This window comes from Actinomycetota bacterium (assembly GCA_036280995.1).
Taxonomy (GTDB): Bacteria; Actinomycetota; CALGFH01; order CALGFH01; family CALGFH01; genus CALGFH01.
Genome location: DASUPQ010000664.1, coordinates 1 through 2,027 on the forward strand (window position 1 = coordinate 1; position 2,027 = coordinate 2,027).

Annotated in this window: 3 protein-coding genes; 2 read left to right on the forward strand and 1 reads right to left on the reverse strand. The window is 71.2% G+C overall.

All coding sequences use genetic code 11. The features are described from left to right. A partial coding sequence (locus VF468_22595; GenBank protein HEX5881079.1) for a mercuric reductase occupies window positions 1–557 on the forward strand: 557 nt, incomplete at its 5' end. A gap of 136 nt (window positions 558–693) precedes the next feature. Here VF468_22595 and VF468_22600 read toward each other — a convergent pair. Continuing rightward, window positions 694–858 (reverse strand): hypothetical protein, encoded by a 165-nt coding sequence (locus VF468_22600; protein ID HEX5881080.1) that lies wholly within the window; start codon window positions 856–858, stop codon window positions 694–696. Between the two features lie 803 nt (window positions 859–1,661). On the opposite strand from VF468_22600, the gene VF468_22605 reads away from it, so the two are divergent. Beyond that, window positions 1,662–2,027: site-specific integrase (locus VF468_22605; protein ID HEX5881081.1), on the forward strand; the 366-nt coding region annotated here is incomplete at its 3' end.

Genomic DNA, 2,027 nt, shown 5'->3' on the forward strand with positions numbered 1-2,027 from the left:
CCGGCGTGCGCGGGTTCGTGACCGTCGACGACGCGCAGCGCACCGCCAACCCGCGGGTGTACGCGGCAGGTGATGTCACCGGCGCCCCGCAGTACGTCTACGTCGCGGCCGCCACCGGCCGCGCCGCGGCGGTCAACGCCCTCGCCACAGGCGGCGCCCGCCCGGCCCGCGTCGACTACACCGGGCTGCCGTCGGTGGTGTTCACCCGCCCGCAGCTGGCCTCGGCCGGGCTCACTGAAGCTGAGGCCCTGGCCGCCGGGCACCAATGCAACTGCCGGGTCCTCGACCTCGCGGACGTGCCGCGGGCGCTGGTCAACCGCGACACTCGCGGCGCGGTCAAACTGGTCGCCGACGCCGGCACCGGCCGGGTGCTCGGCGTGCACGCCCTGGCCGACGGAGCCGGCGAGATGATGCTCGCCGCGACCTACGCCATCAAGGCCAAGATGAGCGTCGACGACATCGCCGACACCTGGGCGCCCTACCTGACCATGGCCGAAAGCCTGCGGATCGTCGCCCGGACGTTCCGCAACGAGCTGCCAACCTCCTGCTGTGCCTGACACCCCAGGCGGTGGCGGCCGCCGCGTTCTGTGGGAGGCCGACGCGCGCGATGTGCTGCACCGTGCACGTTCTGCTGCTCACCGGCGGCCTCGCTGGCATCGCCGGCACCTCCACCGCGGCCGCGCGGGCGGCTCGCTACGTGGGCGGCGCGGGTGCGCCGAGTACGAGCCGGCTGCTCATGTCTAGCTTGACCTCGCCGTAGGGGGCGACGTGGGTCCAGAACAGCGGGGTCAGGCCGCGGCGGTCCGCTTCGGTCAGCTGCGCGGCCCACCCGTCGTCGGCGAGCACGTCCTGCACCATCAGGGTGTTTACCCGTTGACTGAACTACCGGGAGAGTCCACGCGGATCACGGTGCGGGCCGGGACAGGGCCGCTACGGTCCCGACCTGTGAGCGACAGAGAGGAGGACGACCGGGATCTCGGGTCGTTTGCCGTGCCGAGGGTCGGGTCACTGGCCGAGACCGGCGACGTGTGAGAGCCGTGGCGGCTAGTGGACCCGGCGGGCGAGGTGGTCGGGTCGCGGTGTGGCTGCGGGACTTGCAGGCGGCCGGGCGGTCGGCGTTGACCCAGCGGTCGTACGGGGATGGATCTGCTGCGCTGGTTCCGGTTCCTGTGGGCGGTTGAGGTGCCGTGGAACCATGCCACCCGGTCTGAGGCGCGCGACTTCACCCGATGGGTCCAGATCACCGACAAGCCAAGAGGCTCCGGTGTTGGCGCGGCGACGCCGGGTCGGGGCCGATGGTCAACCCGTTCCCGGTGGCCCGTCGCAAGGGGCGCGCTCACGCCCACCACAACCCGATGGAGCCCTACCGCAATGAGCGGTCGGGGTTGTACCGGCCCCGGCATGTCCAGCGGGTGCCGCACAGCATCCCCGACGAGAAGTGCAACGAGCTGTTCGCCCAGTCTCCTCGCATCGTGACCTGGCGCTGGTCGCGATGTGGGTGTCCTCGGGGGCTCGGGCCGCAGAGTTGCTGGGCGCCCGTCAGCGCGACGCGGACCCCGGACAACAGCTGATCACGGTGGTGCGCAAGGGAACAAGGGCGATCCAGCAGGTGCCGGGCCTCGCCAGACGCGTTCGTGTGGCTGAGGTTGTATCAGGCTCAGATGCACGGCCTGGTTGCCGCAAAGGCAGACGACCCGCTGTGGTGGACACTTCGGCGACCGTTCCGGCCGCTGGCCTATCACGCCGCCTACCGGATGTTCGGCCGGGCCAACGCCGTGCTGGGCACCAACTGGACCCTGCACGATTTGAGGCACACTGCGGCCTACCGGATGGCCCGCGACCCCGAGGTGCCGCTGACCGACGTGCAGTGGGTACTTGGTCACGCGCTGCTCAGCACCACCCAGATTTATATGACGCCGCTGCCCGAGGACGTGATCGCGGGCGTGCTCGCCCACCACGCGCGCCGAGCAGGCCAGGCAGCGCAGCCCTCCTCGACATCGCCGAGCCAGCCGTTGGCGTCGTATCGG